This is a genomic window from Enterococcus sp. UD-01 (genome assembly GCF_044909655.1).
Lineage (GTDB): Bacteria > Bacillota > Bacilli > Lactobacillales > Enterococcaceae > Enterococcus_L.
Genome location: NZ_JBIYEU010000004.1, coordinates 87,239 through 102,435, shown reverse-complemented (window position 1 = coordinate 102,435; position 15,197 = coordinate 87,239). Strand labels below are relative to the sequence as shown.

The 15,197-nt window shown below is 38.1% G+C and carries 12 protein-coding genes; 10 read left to right on the top strand and 2 right to left on the bottom strand.

What is annotated here, in order from left to right:
• Positions 1-17 precede the first annotated feature (17 nt).
• Together ABH902_RS05355 and ABH902_RS05350 are read left to right on the top strand one after the other, a co-directional pair.
• The gene (locus tag ABH902_RS05355) at positions 18-737 is read left to right on the top strand and encodes a glucosamine-6-phosphate deaminase (RefSeq protein WP_404589520.1); all 720 of its coding nucleotides are present in this window, start codon (positions 18-20) and stop codon (positions 735-737) included.
• Between the two features lie 25 nt (positions 738-762).
• Complete coding sequence (locus ABH902_RS05350) at positions 763-1,611, top strand: PRD domain-containing protein (RefSeq protein WP_404589519.1); 849 nt, start codon at positions 763-765, stop codon at positions 1,609-1,611.
• Positions 1,612-1,749: 138 nt separating this feature from the next.
• Here the strand turns inward: ABH902_RS05350 and ABH902_RS05345 are convergent, their stop codons facing one another.
• Positions 1,750-2,799: an alpha/beta hydrolase gene (locus ABH902_RS05345; RefSeq protein WP_404589620.1), complete on the bottom strand. Its 1,050-nt coding sequence runs from the start codon at positions 2,797-2,799 to the stop codon at positions 1,750-1,752.
• 298 nt (positions 2,800-3,097) lie between these two features.
• On the opposite strand from ABH902_RS05345, the gene ABH902_RS05340 reads away from it, so the two are divergent.
• Both ABH902_RS05340 and psiE read left to right on the top strand, forming a co-directional pair.
• Positions 3,098-3,766: a lysostaphin resistance A-like protein gene (locus ABH902_RS05340; protein ID WP_404589518.1), complete on the top strand. Its 669-nt coding sequence runs from the start codon at positions 3,098-3,100 to the stop codon at positions 3,764-3,766.
• Positions 3,767-3,950: 184 nt separating this feature from the next.
• Complete coding sequence (gene psiE / locus ABH902_RS05335; RefSeq protein WP_404589517.1) at positions 3,951-4,397, top strand: phosphate-starvation-inducible protein PsiE; 447 nt, start codon at positions 3,951-3,953, stop codon at positions 4,395-4,397.
• A gap of 62 nt (positions 4,398-4,459) precedes the next feature.
• Here psiE and ABH902_RS05330 read toward each other — a convergent pair whose 3' ends face one another.
• Positions 4,460-5,509: a YeiH family protein gene (locus ABH902_RS05330; protein WP_404589516.1), complete on the bottom strand. Its 1,050-nt coding sequence runs from the start codon at positions 5,507-5,509 to the stop codon at positions 4,460-4,462.
• A 108-nt stretch (positions 5,510-5,617) separates the two neighbouring features.
• Here ABH902_RS05330 and ABH902_RS05325 point away from each other — a divergent pair, with 108 nt between their 5' ends.
• The 6 genes from ABH902_RS05325 (at position 5,618) to metG (ending at position 15,073) form a co-directional block, all read left to right on the top strand.
• Complete coding sequence (locus ABH902_RS05325) at positions 5,618-6,445, top strand: LysR family transcriptional regulator (protein ID WP_404589515.1); 828 nt, start codon at positions 5,618-5,620, stop codon at positions 6,443-6,445.
• Positions 6,446-7,512: 1,067 nt separating this feature from the next.
• Positions 7,513-7,722, top strand: coding sequence for a hypothetical protein (locus tag ABH902_RS05320; protein ID WP_404589514.1), 210 nt, complete (start codon positions 7,513-7,515; stop codon positions 7,720-7,722).
• Positions 7,723-8,076: 354 nt separating this feature from the next.
• Entirely contained in the window at positions 8,077-9,468 is a 1,392-nt protein-coding gene (locus ABH902_RS05315) for an amino acid permease (protein WP_404589513.1), read from the top strand.
• A 169-nt stretch (positions 9,469-9,637) separates the two neighbouring features.
• Positions 9,638-11,032: a class II fumarate hydratase gene (gene fumC, locus ABH902_RS05310; protein WP_404589512.1), complete on the top strand. Its 1,395-nt coding sequence runs from the start codon at positions 9,638-9,640 to the stop codon at positions 11,030-11,032.
• A 671-nt stretch (positions 11,033-11,703) separates the two neighbouring features.
• Positions 11,704-12,882 carry an NADP-dependent malic enzyme gene (locus ABH902_RS05305; protein ID WP_404589511.1) on the top strand — a complete coding sequence of 393 codons (1,179 nt, stop codon included), beginning with the start codon at positions 11,704-11,706 and terminating at the stop codon, positions 12,880-12,882.
• A gap of 181 nt (positions 12,883-13,063) precedes the next feature.
• Positions 13,064-15,073, top strand: a complete 2,010-nt coding sequence (gene metG / locus ABH902_RS05300) for a methionine--tRNA ligase (protein ID WP_404589510.1) — start codon at positions 13,064-13,066, stop codon at positions 15,071-15,073.
• Positions 15,074-15,197: the final 124 nt, after the last annotated feature.

Sequence of the window (15,197 nt, the reverse complement as noted above, 5' to 3'; positions counted from 1 at the left end):
AGAAAGAAGGAATAAAAATGAAATTAATTATTACAGAAGATTACAAAGAAATGAGCACAGTAGCGGCACAGCAATTATTAGGAGCAATGCACAACGAATATCGTACAAATATTTCTATTACCGCTGGTTCTACGCCAAAAGGAGTATATGAACTCTTAGTGCCGCTGGTTAAGGATAAAAAATATTTTGAGCAAGTCCATTATTATAACTTTGATGAAATTCCATTCAAAGGTGAAGAAGAGAGCTATGGTGTAACCATGACTAATCTGCATAATATGTTTTTCGGACCTGCCAATATTAAACGTGAGCAGATTCATGTGTTGGACGGCACAAATTATGAAACACAGGATGAACGTATTAAAGCAGATGGCGGTCTGGATTTTGTTTTACTTGGTGTTGGCGCAGACGGTCATTTCTGTGGCAATTTACCAAATACAACGAAATTTGGTGATTTAACAAGTAAAGTTAATGAAGATGCAACACCGAACATGGTGGATATTTTATTAGCTGAAGTGGGCGGTGAGGAAGCGAAACGTCCGGATTATTATGTAACAATGGGACCAAAAAGCATCATGCAAATTAAAAAATTAGTGATGATTGCTAATGGAAAAGCTAAAGCTGGGATCGTTAAGCAGCTAGTTGATGGCATTGTCACAGAAGAAGTTCCGGCAACCTTATTAACGACACATCCGAATATAACATTAATAGTTGATAAAGAGGCTGCTTCATTGCTATAGTAGTACTAACAGGGGGAACATCCTAATGCGCATAAAACAAAGACTGAATAATAACGTGGTATTGGTTGAAGATGATGCCAATCAACCGCTAATTGTAATGGGAAAAGGGGTAGGCTACAAAGCCTATCCCGGAAATAGGTTAAATGAAGCACTGATTGATCGAACGTTTGTCTTGAAAAATGAACTAAAAAGTGAAATTGACAAGGTAGCTGCTTTAATTAAAGAGATACCGATTGACTATATTATGGTAAGTGATACCATTATCAAACAGGCAGAAAAGGAATTGAAAACAGAATTCGGGTTGAGTATGCTGGTTTCTTTAGCCGATCATATTTTTTCAGCAGTGGCCAGAAAAAAGAAAGGTATCGCGGTTGTTAGTCCGCTGCATTGGGACATCAAACAGTTGTTTCCCGCCGAAGTGAAGCTGGGTGAACAGGCAGTTGCAACTATTCATAATACCTTGAATGTTGAGCTGGATGATACAGAAGCTACAGCGATTGCTATGCATTTTTTAAGCAGCGGAAACAATTACGAATCGATTCAACAGGCCATGAATGTCACTAAAATTATTTCGGATATTATTTTGATTATTCAGTATCATTTTCAATTTGAAATTGATCAAAACTCCATTAGCTTTTCCCGACTCGTTTCACACCTTCAATATTTTCTGATTCGTCAGGTCAAGGAGATAAAAATGATGGATATGAGCGACGAGATGATTCGGGTAGTGATTCAGCAGTATCAGTCTTCGTTTCAATGTGCAGAAAAGGTTATTAATTATTTAGATAAAAGTCATCAGGTGAAGCCTTCTCTGGAAGAAGAGGTTTACTTGACGATGCATATAGAAAGAGTCCGTCAGCTTGAAACGAAATAAAGCTTTTCTAAAACTAGCGTGGTTGAGACAAAAGCCGCTATATTCATTGGATGTTTAACCGTTGCTTACAAAAAACAAAAGACTGAAGCAAAACTATTTTTAGTTTTGTTTCAGTCTTTTGTTTTGTAATAAATTTATTTATTTTTGCTTCGTTTGATGAAGAGTTAAAAATTCAGAAATAGCTGCTGTCGTCTGCTGTAAGCATTCCTGTGCTTCTTTTGTCTTATAGTTGAACTGGTATTCATGGGTCACTTCTTTAGCTGAATCCTTAAAGAATAGGGAGTCAACAGGAATATTCAAGGATTTCAGCCTTTCTACAAACGCAATTCCTTGATCCTGGAACGAATAGGCATTGCCGTCTGTAATATAGCTTGGTGGAAAGTCGCTGGTTAAGTGCTGAGCGATTGAGGCTTGTGTCAATTTAGGACTGTCCTTCCAATGTTTATCCCCAAGAAAGGACCAGGCCACCGTTTTAACAAAGAATTTCATAAAACGATCATCTGATTTTAATGAAGCAGCTTGCTGTAAATCAAGCGGCCCGCAGTACGAAATAAAGCCCGAGATCGTTTGCTTATTTACTGCCTGCTTTAGCTTCATATCTTTTGCATAAGCATCATTGGTTTGAATGGCTACATACTGTGCCGCAATTTGAGCGCCGGCAGAATCTCCGCCAAACAAGACATTATTGAAATTTAATTGAGGATATTTTTGCTTTTGAGTACTTAAAAAGGTATAGGCATCATTTAACTGTTCTACTTGTCCCGGATAATGTAAGCTTGGCGCCAGCTCATAATTTACTACGACAACGGCTACCTTATTTGTATGAGCGATATACGTCGCAAATTCTTTCATCCCTGCTTTGTCTCCGCCAATATAGCCACCGCCATGCACCCAAAATAAAACAGGTACGCTGTCATTGGCATCTTTAGGATAATAAATATCCAGCTGATTCCTTTCGAATGACGACTTGTAGGTGACATCTTTAATTGAAGCTACCGTTTGAGCTGCAGCGTTATATTTTTGTTTGTCTTGAATCTCTACTTTTCCACTATATAGTCGGTTGATAACCAGTGCTCCCGGCTTAGGAGATAATTGAAACGCTAAAAAGATAAGTAATAAAAGGAGTAAGATAATTGATAGAAACCAAGTGAAAATTTTAACTAGTTTTTTCAAGGAAGATAGCCTCATTTCTTTCATAATAATAAGCGGTTGAAATAAAAAATGCAGGAGCTTCAAGTTGTTTTCTGGAACTATTAAATCCTACTTTAGAGTCCCTTGAGAAGTCAAGCAGAATGTGATAGAAATGAATAGTTTGCTATTTTTGTTGGAAAATAAATGAAAAAAATCTCATTTTTAAAAGGAGGGTATTTTATGCTTAGTTAAACGCAAAAAAGGCATTTATTACGAAAAGTATCTGTTTTTATTACGTTATTTTTGATATCCTTAAAAAGAACACAATTTTATGGTAGAAAAAGGAGCAGGTAAAATGGGATATGTTAAGAATTTTTTTATTTTGGTGGGGTTGTTTTTATTAAGTCAGGTTAGTTCGTTAGCTTATGCAATTGCTAAAGGGGTTTCCCTTCAATTAGGAGCAGAAACCATGTCTTTCGTGAGTACGCTTATTTTGATATTGCTGACGATCGGCAATATTTGGATAATCATTTTTATAGGGAAAAAGCTAGGCTTTGTAGATTTTCGTGCTGATTTTATATCAATGAAAAATATTTTGATTATCATCGGCGGCGCTATTTTAACTCGTTTGATAGCGGTTGTAGGTACATCATTGTTAATGAAACAAGGAACAGATTCTACCGCGAATGATGCAATTTTACAGGAGTTGTACAAGGGTGAAAACCCGTTATTAATCTTTTTAGTAGTTGGAATTTCAGCGCCAATTGTGGAAGAAATTATCTTTCGCGGAGGGATTATCAGCTTTTGGTTGAAGAAATTTCCGCTTGTAGGAGTAGCCATCAGTACACTTGTTTTTGGCATGGCACACGGACCAACAGATATTATCAGTTTTTTAATTTATGGCTTAATGGGTCTTGTCCTGTCATTTGCGTATTATAAAACAGAGCGTTTAGAAGTCAGTATCGGGATTCACTTTTTGAATAATTTTTTGCCGGCACTCGTTCTGGCATTTGGTTTAGTATAGAAATAACGGAGCATATTACAGCTGAAATTGCTTTTCAGCTGTTTTTTTATTGATTATTTTCCATCATTGTGATAGCGTTTACAAATGAGCGGTTTTAGATTTTTACTTCGTGTAAAAAAAATGATATATTATTCTTATGTGGAACAAAATGGAAAACAAAGAGACAAATAAAAGGAGGAAACGAATGAAAGAAGATCAGAGATTTGGGATGTTGAAGAAATATGTTAATTGGGTTTTGGATGTTGTATTAGGATTGCTGGCACTTTTAATCTTAGTTTTTATGATTCGCCAATTAATTGATATCGGTACTTTTGTCAGTAAGCCGATGACACCAAAAAATCTGTCAGTTGTAATGCAGGAAGTTGTTGCTTTTTTTATGTTATTTGAATTTATTATGATGGTGATCCGCTACATTCAGGAAGGCCATCATATTCCGATCCGCTATTTAATCTTAATTTGCATTACAGCCATTTTAAGACAGTTGATGGTTATTCACGGTGAAGCCGTTCAAACCTTACTCTTAGCATTGTCCATTTTATTATTGGTGGTTGTGCTGTATATTCTTAATTTAACGGGAAATAAATCGTATGCTGGTTTTAAAACACATTCAGCAGAAGATCGGATAAAATGAAAAAGAACCTGAACGAAAGCAAATTCGGCTTTTGTTCAGGTTCTTTTTAAAAAGGAATGTCTCTAATTTTTTAATTGAAGTAAAGCGATAAACAAAATGGCTAACAGCAGCTGGATAAACCCAACAGACAGTCCGTAAAGCAAAAAGCGTTTCCCTTCTTTAAAGAATTTTTGGAAATCCAAGCGTAATCCAATCGCTGCTAATGCAGTGATTTCAAACCAGCCGCTGAAAAAGTGAGCCGTTTCGCTAAGAGGTTCCGGCAAATGAAGAACGCTGTTGCAGATACAAAAGAGGACAAAACCTACTACGTACCATGGCAGTGCCGCGTTTTTCTTAATAACCTCGGTTTCAGAAACGGTCGTGCCGTTTTTTTGCTTTTTAAATTTACTAAAGGCATAGACAACCACTACCAGCAGCATAATTCGCATAATTTTAAACAGCATAGAAAGCTCAACGGCCTCGGCATTGATCATGCTGGCACTGGCCACTACCTGCCCCACTGACTGTAAGGTGCCGCCAATCAAGGCGCTTTTAGCCAACAGATCGCTTCCGTAAAGTAAGGCGCCGATCAGGGGAAAAAGCAGCATTAAAATAGTACCTAAAAGATTTACTAATGTAATAATTTGTCCTTTTTCCTCCTCTTTTGCACCAATGGCCGGAGCGATGGAAGCAATGGCAGAAGAGCCACAAACAGCGTTGCCTCCCGCCATTAATAATGACATATTATCTGAAAACTGCATTCTTTTTCCTAGCCAATAAGTACCTAAAATGGTAATACTCATTTGCAGAATAATAAAGACAGCTCCTTTCACTCCAATTTGAGCAATGGTTTGGAAGGTAACGGTTGCTCCTAATAAGACAACTGAAAATTCCAGTAATTTACTTTCTGCTACCTTGGTACCTTTAGCTAGCACCGGCTGCTTTAAAAATGTGTTGCCTAAAAAGATCCCTAATAAAATGGCAATAGTAGCAGCGCCTAAAGTCGGCAGCCAAATTGCTACGACTTTACTAACAACTGCTACGATAAAAGCCGCAGTCAAGCCGGGCAAAATAGCTGTTAATTGTGTTAAATAGGATGATTCTATCTTATTATTTTCCACGAAAAGCTTCATCTTCTTTCTTGATCATTAATTATGTATTCAGTATAACGAAATATGTTGCATTTGAGAAATAAATAGTTAGAATGATATTTATAACGAAATCGAATGGAAGGGATTACGATGTTTAAATTATTAACAGCTTTCCGAGTCGTTTATGAAACAAAAAATTTTTCTCAGGCAGCAGAAAAGTTATTCATTTCACAGCCGGCTGTCTCCAATCATATTAAACAATTAGAATCAGAACTGGGGGTTGAATTATTTATTCGCAATGGCCGGAAAGAAATTGTGACTACCAAGCAGGCAGATATTTTGTACCAACATTTATTGAATTTAGCGGATGACTGGCAGGATTTACAAACGGCTTTGAAGATTCAAACCACCCCTAAAGAAACTTGTAAATTAGTTGCTTCCAATACATTTGCCGTCTATTATTTGCCGGAATTATTAGCAAAGCTGACGGATCGTTTTCCTGAGGTAACATTTGTGGTAGAGATGCATAATTCAGAACAGGTTTTACATGAAATTGAAAAGCATGAAGCGCATTTTGGCTTTATTGAAAAGCCTCTTGTAACGAATGAAATCATTCGTACTAACCTTTTAGCAGATGTGCTGGTTCGTGCCGGCGATTTTTCCAAAAATCTTTGGCTGGTTCGTGAATCGGATTCCGGCGTATATCATTATACAGAGCAATATTTTTTGGAACAAAACATTCATCCTGAAAAGATTACAATTAAAAATAATGAAATTATTTTAAAATGTTTAGAACTGGGAATTGGTCAATCCATTGTTTCAAAAAAAGCGTTGTCTGCAGCTATTCCTTGGGAAAAATTAAGTTCAAATTATCAAAGAAATTTTTACTTCGTTAAACGAGAACATATTAAGTCTTCCCAATTAAAGCAAATAGAAGCATTCATTAATCATTTTTACCAAACAGAACCGTTAGCTTAAGACAAAATGATTTTCTTAAAGCTTTAGTATAAGAATAGTTTAAAAAATTTGTTATTTATTTATTTTATCATAGGTACATGCTACAATTAAAAAGGTAATCTTCAGTTAGGTAAAAAGATAAAATCAGGCAAAAATATCTTAAGCGCAAAGAAAAACCCGAGACACAGCTGTCTCGGGATAATAGTCACCGATCAAAGCGCATTCGGCTTTAGATCAATACTTGGGAGTAGTAGATGACTATTACATAAAGGATGCTTACTCACTTATAAATTCATCCAGGAGAATGGGTAAAAGGCTGGTTGGGATCAGCTTTTTATTTAGTCAATGGTTGGTTGACAATTAGATTCATGATTTACAAGTGAGCAAGCTCTTTTTGAAGACAGAAACGAATAAATAAAAAATGGCATTGAACACTAGTCCAACGCCATTGAAAGTTCAACAAATAAGCACAAACATCTTCAAATCTGAAAAAACTAGAACAAACCTCTAGAAATTTCAGCCAAAATTGAGTAAAATGAAAGATGTCAATGTATAAGTATTGACTTTAGCAACTTGAAGGGTCAGGTGTTCACTGACGCTTCAGGGCTTCATGGTTTAGTTGGTAGCTAAATCGTGAAGTGCTTTTTTATTTTATTCGTTTCTATCTATTCTCCATTTTATAGGAAAACCTAATTGTGGTCAATAAAGGGTTTGAAAAAAATTACTTGAACGATCAGTTTTTTTTTAACTTGTTTTGTAAAATATATTAATCTATAAAATAAAAAAAAATTACTTATGGGCGTTTATTCCGAATGAAAGAAAAGTTTCTTCACTTTTACTAAAGGCTGCTTTTACGAAAATCAGGTTCTGTTAATAGTAAGATCTTTTTGTTTTTTATCTGTAAAATGTTAGTAGCATTTTAACATAGTTATTTAGTTCAAACAAGAATTCATCGTGAGTCTACTGTGCTTTTTCTGATTTAAATGACTACTCTATAAAAGTTTGGAAAGCTATTTAAAAGTGGGCGATAATGGCGTAAAATGTAAGTGGATACAAAATAACGCTGATTATTATAAGGAGAGAAGAGCATGTTGTGGGAATTAATAGTACTCTTAACTTTATTTACATACGGAAGTAATTTTGGCTTATATTTTATTCTTAGAAAAAAGAAAAAGATTCAAGGAATTGAAAAAATGTCGATTATTTTTGGTGTGAATATGACCGTTTTATTTTTAGATGGTATTTTTTTGATGATCGGCAAGATATTAATAGATAATACTACTGTTATTTTAGAATAAACTTCGGCTTACATAAGAGTATTTAGTTTAATGCAGAACAGACAGATTCCATAGGCTTCTAACAAAAGCTGGGAAGGCTGTCTTTTTTTGTGAGTTGCTTATTAAGAAAACGTCAAAAATGAGAAAAATTCTATTGGATTTTTTTCTGTCTTATAGTTGTTTAAGCATAGCTTTTATTGGTAGACTAAATGTAACTGTAAACAGTGTTTAGTAGAAAAGATTAATGAGAAATAGGATCGGTTATGTTAGGAAAATTGAGTGGGCGTAAATACCTGATTTACGCTTATTTTTATGAAAATTTAGGGATGTTAAATAAGAACCGTGCTGTTTAATTTACTTATTGGAGGAACTTAAATGTCAATATTTCGAAAAAAAGAGCTAGCGAGTCATTCGACGGAGCCAAGTTCGATGAAAAAAGATTTAAAAACGATGGATTTAATCATGCTGGGAATAGGAGCAATCGTTGGAACGGGAATTTTCGTTGTAACAGGTGTAGCTGCCAAAAGAGATGCCGGACCAGCCCTCTCGCTTTCCTTTTTAGTAGCGGCCGGAGCGATTATTCTGGCAGGACTTTGTTATGCTGAGTTTGCCTCAAGAATACCTACTATTGGCGGTCCGTATGCGTATATGTACGTGGTCTTTGGGGAGTTTGTAGCTTGGATGACCGGCTGGCTGGTGATTTGTGAGTTTTTTCTTGCAGTTTCCTCCGTGGCTTCAGGCTGGTCGGGCTATGTTCATGGTTTTTTAAATAGTTTGGGTATTGATTTGCCGCAGGCCTTAAGCGGCGCTTATAATCCGGCACAGGGCACCTACGTGGACATCATCGCAGTCGTCGTGTTGTTAGCAGTGATGTTTTGGGTTTCTTTAGAAGCGAAAACAGCGCTGCGGTTAAATAATGGCATGGTTTTTGTTAAATTTGGCATTATTGCTTTATTTTTAATCGTAGGAATTTTTTATGTAAAACCTGCGAACTGGCAGCCGTTTATGCCGTTTGGATTTTCAGGTGTAATTAGTGGCGCGGCAGTAGTGTTCTTTGCTTTTTTAGGCTTTGATGCAGTAAGTATGACTGCTGAAGAAGTGAAAAATCCGCAAAAAGATATTCCTAGAGGGATTATTGGTTCAATCGTGATAACGACGGTTCTATATGTTGTGGTGACGATGATTTTAACAGGAATTGTTCCTTTTGAAAAGCTGGGCGTAAAAGACCCAGTGGCTTTTGCCATGCGTTTTGTAGAACGGGATGGTATTGCCGGTATTATTTCAGTTGGTGCGATTTTAACGTTGTTGACTGTTTCAATTTCAATGATGTACAGCTTGGCGCGGATTATTTATGCAATTAGTAAAGATGGGTTATTGCCGAAATTTATGAGTAAAATCGATGAGAAAAATCGGACACCGAAAAATGCTACGTATGTAGCGGGCGTTTGCACTATGATTTTTGCAGGACTTGTGCCAATGGAGTTGCTAGCGGAGCTGACCAATATCGTAACGTTGATGTATTTAATTGTTATGGCTCTTGGTATTATTTGGCTAAGAAAAACAGCTGGTGCGCCAAAACCAGGTGAGTTTAAAATTCCTTTTGTACCTCTTGTGCCGATACTGCTGGTGATTGTTAGTATTGCTTTAATGCTGCAGCTAAGTGCAGCTACGTGGAAAGCTTTTGCCATCGCGTTGGTTTTAGGTGTGATTATTTACTTCGGTTATGGTTATAAGCATAGTAATGAAGGGAAAAAAGAAATACATTAAACAAAAGAAGCAGAAGTAAAGGCTAGGCTGACCTTCTGCTTTTTTTGTCTCTGCTGTTTTTTTGCGCCAAATTGGTAGATTTTGTTATATACTTATTTAAAAAGGAATGACAGATAATTATTGAAAAAATGTAGGTACATCATAGCTAAAAGTTGGAAAGGAGTTTAAAATGAACGATCGAATTGAGAAGGATTCTATGGGAGAAATTAATGTACCAAAAGAGGCATTATGGGGAGCGCAGACGCAAAGAAGCCTGCAGAATTTCACAATTGGTACGGAAACGATGCCGCCAGCATTAATTCACGCATTAGCGCTGATCAAAAAAAGTGCAGCACAGGCGAATGAAGCCGTTGGAAAATTAGAGCCGGCGATCAGTAAAGCCATTCAACAGGCGGCTGATGCGATTTTAGCAGGTGATGCGGCGAAGCATTTTCCACTATCAGTTTGGCAAACCGGCAGCGGCACGCAAACAAATATGAATGTGAATGAAGTGATTGCTCATTTGGCAGAACAACGAGGAGTAAAAGTTCATCCCAATGACCATGTCAATATGTCGCAAAGCTCAAATGACGTGTTTCCGAGTGCGATTCATATTGCCGCAGTGAATCAGATTGAACAGCGCCTTTTTCCAACGTTAAAACAAATAAGCCATACACTGAAACGGCTTGAACTAAAGAACGAAGCGATTATAAAAATTGGCAGAACGCATTTGCAGGATGCAACCCCAGTGACCTTTGGACAGGAAATCAGCGGCTGGCGAGCTGGCATAGAGCAGGCACATCAAATGATTCAATTAACATTAGTTCAGCTTAAGCAATTGGCAATTGGTGGAACTGCCGTTGGAACCGGGTTGAATGCTTCTCAGGAATATACGAAAGCCTTTATAAACTATTTAAATCAGGAAACCGGCAACCAATTTGTGGAAACGAACAATAAATTTCACGGCTTGGCCAGTAAGGATGCCTTAGTGTTTACGTCAGGGGCTCTTAAAGCGCTTGGCGCCAATGCCATGAAGATGGCCAACGATATTCGCTGGCTGGCGAGTGGACCACGCAGCGGGTTAGGTGAAATCACCATTCCTGCTAATGAACCAGGCAGCTCTATTATGCCGGGAAAAGTCAACCCAACCCAGTGTGAAGCATTGACGATGATCGCCATCCAAGTGATGGGCAATGATGCGACAATCGGGATCGGCGCTTCACAAGGAAATTTTGAGCTAAATGTTTACATGCCGGTAATGGCGTATAATTTAATACAGAGTATAGAACTGCTGGCGGACGGCTTGGCTTCATTTGATAAAAAGTGTTTAGCTGGCCTTCAAGCGAATCAAGAAAAAATGCGAGAATATGTAGAACGCTCGCTGATGCTGGTAACTGCATTAAATCCTCATATCGGTTATGATAATGGAGGAATGATTGCGAAAAAAGCATTTAACGAACAGCTGACATTGAAACAAGCGGCGCTTGCCAGCGGATTGGTAACAGAAGCGCAATATGATGAATGGGTAAGACCGGAGAAAATGCTGGGAGATGCTGGGAATCACAGTGATAAGAAATTGAGCTGATGATCAACGGCATAGGACTTCGCTGAGAAACAAAGTAAAAGAAATGAGTTGAAGATGAACGGTACAAGACTTGCTGAGAATCACAGTGAAAGAAATGAGCTGATGATGAACAGTACAAGACTTGCTGAGAATCACAGTGAAAAGAAATTGAGCTGATGATGAACAGTACAAGACTTGCTGAGAATCACAGTGAAAGAAATGAGTTGAAGATGAACGGTACAAGACTTGCTGAGAATCACAATGAAATGAAATTGAACTGATGATGAACAGTACAAGACTTTCGGAAGAAAGTGTTGAACCTTATCATTAGTTATCTAGCTGCACAAATCAATCCTTAGGAAAATAGATAAATTGCCAGTGAGACAAGAAGCGTCTCAATGTCAATTTCCTAATTTTCTACAGGATTAAGCGATTTGTTCCGCTTTTGCTGAGAATCACAGTGAAATGAAATTGAACTGATGATGAACAGTACAAGACTTTCGCAGAAAGTGTTGAACATTTTTCTACAAGGCTAAGCGGCTCATTCCGCTTTTAAATTATCCAGCTGCATGAGCTGACTCCTCGGGAAAAAGATAAAAGCTGTTTGTGACAGAAAGCGTCACAATCATCTTTTCCTATTTTCCAGTCGGAGTCGGGCAAGCTCATTCCGCTTTTAAATTAGGAGGGTTTTTATGAGTGATATTTATGAAAAGGCGTTAAAGGCGCATGCGCAATGGCGCGGGAAAATTGGTGTGCAGGCGAAGGCTCGGGTGGAGTCGAAGGAGGATCTTTCTTTGGCTTATACGCCGGGTGTGGCAGAGCCTTGTCGGAAAATCCATGAGGAGCCGCAAAAGGTTTATGACTATACTTGGAAGGGCAATACGGTCGCTGTGGTGACTGATGGAACGGCGGTACTTGGTTTAGGGGATATTGGTCCTGAGGCGGCGTTGCCGGTCATGGAAGGGAAGGCATTGTTGTTTAAAGAATTTGCCGATATTGATGCTGTTCCTATTTGTCTGAATACGAAGGATCCTCAAGAGATTATTCAGATTGTCAAAGCAATGGCGCCGACGTTTGGTGGTATTAATTTAGAAGACATTTCAGCGCCGCGTTGTGTAGAAATAGAACGCACCTTAATGGCAGAGCTTGATATTCCTGTGTTTCATGATGATCAGCACGGGACGGCTATTGTGACGATTGCTGCTTTAATTAATGCATTGAAAATTGTTAAAAAAGAAGCGGAACAGCTGAAAGTAGTTATTTCAGGAACTGGCGCGGCAGGCAGTGCGATTATTAAGATGTTGGCGCATTTCGGTGTAAAAAACATTATTGCGTATAATATTGACGGCGTTTTATCAAAAACGAGCGGTCGTTCATTAAGCTTTTTAGAAAAAGAAATCGTTGAAATTTCCAATCCGGAGAATTTTCAGGGAACCATGGCTGAGGCAATGAAAGGCGCAGATGTGTTTATCGGCGTTTCAGCACCTAGGCTAGTTACCAAAGAAATGGTTGCTTCTATGAATCAAGGTGCTATTGTTTTTCCAATGGCGAATCCCGAGTCGGAAATTGACTACGACGATGCAATTGCTGCTGGCGCGGCAGTAGTAGGAACTGGACGCTCGGATCATCCGAACCAGATTAATAATGTATTGGCATTTCCTGGCTTGTTTAAAGGCGCTTTTGTTGCTGGTGCGACGAAAATTACTGATAATATGAAACTGGCAGCGGCCAAAGCCATTGCCGAAATTATTCCCGAGTCTGATTTAACCAGCGAATATATTATTCCTTCGGCTTTCAATCGTGAGCTAGTGGATGTCATTATTGAAAAGGTAGCGGAAGCTGCGGTAGCAGATGGTGTCATTCGCTCGTAAAATGAAAAGAGTGCAAACGTTTTTTGTTTCCTGTTTAAAAACGTGAGAAACGGCGAAAGCAGAAGCGAATTCTCTGCTTTCGTCTCTTTTTTAGTAGATAAAACAGCTAGTTCAAATAAAGCGAAGTATGGTATACTGTTTAGGAGTAAATCCAGAGAAGGCTAAAGGAGGATTTTTCTGTATGTCAGAGAAAGAAACATTTTATATTACTACCCCGATCTATTATCCAAGCGGACAATTACATATCGGTAATTCTTATACAACAATTGCCTGTGACGCAATGGCTCGCTACAAGCGTTTGATGGGCTTTGACGTTTTTTATTTAACAGGTGTGGACGAACATGGTCAAAAAATTGAAAACAAAGCTGCCGAGCTTGGTGTGACGCCAAAAGAATATGTAGATAAAATGGCGGCCGATGTTCAAAAATTATGGAAAACTTTGGATATAAGTTACGATAAATTCATCCGTACGACCGATGATTACCATAAAAAAGCCGTTCAGCAAATTTTTGATCGTTTGCTTGAGCAGGGGGATATCTATCTTGGCGAATACGAGGGCTGGTATTCTGTTTCTGATGAAGAATACTTCACTGAAACACAGCTGGCAGAAGTGTATCGTGATGAAGAAGGAAACGTAATTGGCGGAAAAGCGCCAAGCGGACATGAGGTAGAATTAGTTAAAGAAGAATCTTACTTTTTCCGTATGAGTAAATATGCGGATCGTTTGGTTGAATATTATGATGAGCATCCTGAATTTATTCAGCCGGAATCCCGCAAAAATGAAATGATTAACAATTTCATCAAACCAGGCTTGGAGGATTTAGCTGTTTCAAGAACCACCTTCTCATGGGGGATTCCTTTAACGAAGGATCCGAAGCATGTGGTTTATGTGTGGATTGATGCGTTATCCAACTATATTACTGCTTTAGGCTATGGCTCAGAAGATGATAGCCTGTTCAAAAAATACTGGCCGGCAGATGTTCACATGGTTGGGAAAGAAATCGTACGTTTCCATACGATTTACTGGCCAATTATGCTGATGGCGTTGGATTTGCCATTGCCTAAGAAGATTTTCGGACATGGCTGGTTATTGATGAAAGACGGTAAAATGTCTAAATCCAAAGGCAATGTCGTTTACCCTGAAATGCTGGTAGAGCGTTACGGCTTGGATGCGCTACGTTATTATTTACTGCGCGCGATTCCATTTGGCAGCGATGGTGTCTTTACACCGGAGGATTTTGTTTCTCGCTTAAATTATGACTTGGCAAACGACTTAGGTAATTTATTAAATCGAACAATCGCTATGATTAATAAATATTGTGACGGTCAGGTACCTGCCTATGCTTCTAAGGTTACGCCATTCGATAGTGAATTATCCACCACCGCAGCGAATGTGATTGGTAAATACCATGCAGCAATGGAAAAAATGGAATTCAACACAGCAATTTCGGAAGTATGGACGTTGATTTCACGTGCAAATAAATATATCGATGAAACACAGCCTTGGATTTTAGCAAAGGATGAAGAAAAGAAAAACGAACTGGACAGTGTCATGGTGCATTTAGCAGAAAGCTTGCGTATTGTAGCTATTTTACTGCAGCCGGTTATGACAGAAACGCCAAGAAAAATCTTTGAACAGCTTGGCTTGGATGCAGATACCATGAATATGGAAAGTATTCACTTTGGCGAATTCCCGACGAACGTTAAGGTTGTAGCAAAGGGCACACCGATTTTCCCACGTTTGGAGCTGGACACAGAAGTCTTGTACATTCAAAAGAAAATGAGCCAAAATGCGCAAACAACGGCAGAAGAAATTAAATGGAATCCGGAAGAAACAGAGCTGGTTTCTACTAAAGACAAACAAATTAAATACGAAGATTTTGATAAAGTTGAATTAAAAGTAGCAGAAGTCATCGATTGTAAAAAAGTAAAGGGTGCCGATAAGCTGCTGCAGTTTCGTTTAGCTGCCGGCGATGAACAGGATCGTCAAATACTTTCGGGAATTGCCGAATTTTATCCTGATCCAAGTGCATTGATCGGTAAAAAAGTAGTCATCGTGGCCAACTTAAAACCAAGAAAAATGCGCGGCCAAATCAGTCAAGGAATGATTCTTTCAGCAGAAGCGCCAGACGGAAAGCTGCAAATTGTTGAAGCACCAAAAGAAATGCCGAATGGAGCAAGTATTGCTTAAAAAAAAATAAAAACTGCAAATTTTATGTGAGAATATCTAAAATTTGCAGTTTTTTTTCTTATTATTTTATTTAAAAAAGATTAGATTATGGTATGATTATAGATGAAACGAAAGAAATAATTGG

Bases quoted from the DNA above. Each gene is read 5' to 3' on its own strand.
- ABH902_RS05325 (WP_404589515.1), top strand. From the start codon at position 5,618: ATGTTTAAATTATTAACAGCTTTCCGAGTCGTTTATGAAACAAAAAAT.
- metG (WP_404589510.1), top strand. From the start codon at position 13,064: ATGTCAGAGAAAGAAACATTTTATATTACTACCCCGATCTATTATCCA.
- ABH902_RS05355 (WP_404589520.1), top strand. From the start codon at position 18: ATGAAATTAATTATTACAGAAGATTACAAAGAAATGAGCACAGTAGCG.
- ABH902_RS05315 (WP_404589513.1), top strand. From the start codon at position 8,077: ATGTCAATATTTCGAAAAAAAGAGCTAGCGAGTCATTCGACGGAGCCA.
- ABH902_RS05340 (WP_404589518.1), top strand. From the start codon at position 3,098: ATGGGATATGTTAAGAATTTTTTTATTTTGGTGGGGTTGTTTTTATTA.
- ABH902_RS05305 (WP_404589511.1), top strand. From the start codon at position 11,704: ATGAGTGATATTTATGAAAAGGCGTTAAAGGCGCATGCGCAATGGCGC.
- fumC (WP_404589512.1), top strand. From the start codon at position 9,638: ATGAACGATCGAATTGAGAAGGATTCTATGGGAGAAATTAATGTACCA.
- ABH902_RS05320 (WP_404589514.1), top strand. From the start codon at position 7,513: ATGTTGTGGGAATTAATAGTACTCTTAACTTTATTTACATACGGAAGT.
- psiE (WP_404589517.1), top strand. From the start codon at position 3,951: ATGAAAGAAGATCAGAGATTTGGGATGTTGAAGAAATATGTTAATTGG.
- ABH902_RS05330 (WP_404589516.1), bottom strand. From the start codon at position 5,509: ATGAAGCTTTTCGTGGAAAATAATAAGATAGAATCATCCTATTTAACA.
- ABH902_RS05345 (WP_404589620.1), bottom strand. From the start codon at position 2,799: ATGAGGCTATCTTCCTTGAAAAAACTAGTTAAAATTTTCACTTGGTTT.
- ABH902_RS05350 (WP_404589519.1), top strand. From the start codon at position 763: ATGCGCATAAAACAAAGACTGAATAATAACGTGGTATTGGTTGAAGAT.